The sequence below is a fragment of the Nocardia amamiensis genome, assembly GCF_015477605.1.
GTDB lineage: Bacteria > Actinomycetota > Actinomycetes > Mycobacteriales > Mycobacteriaceae > Nocardia > Nocardia amamiensis_A.
Genome location: NZ_JADLQX010000316.1, coordinates 1 through 259, shown reverse-complemented (window position 1 = coordinate 259; position 259 = coordinate 1). Strand labels below are relative to the sequence as shown.

The following is a 259-nucleotide window of genomic DNA, read 5'->3' as shown; positions in this document are numbered from 1 at the left end:
AGATCGCCTACTGGACCGAGCAGCTGCGCGACCTGCCCGATCAGATCGAGCTGCCCGCCGACCGGCCCCGGCCCGAAATCGCCTCCAATGCCGGTGGCACGCACAACTTCTCGGTCGACGCCGAGGTGCACGAGGCGCTGGCCGAGCTGGCGCGCGCCCGCGGCGTGACGCTGTTCATGGTGGTGCACGCCGCGCTCGCCGCCTGGGCGGGCAGGCTGTCGAACAGCACCGACATCGCGATCGGCACCCCGATCGCGGG

Annotated in this window: 1 protein-coding gene; it reads left to right on the top strand. The window is 72.2% G+C overall.

Translation table 11 applies throughout. The annotated features are described in order from the left end of the window. Positions 1-259 (top strand): condensation domain-containing protein (locus IU459_RS37960; protein WP_195134355.1); only part of this gene is annotated, 259 nt, incomplete at both ends.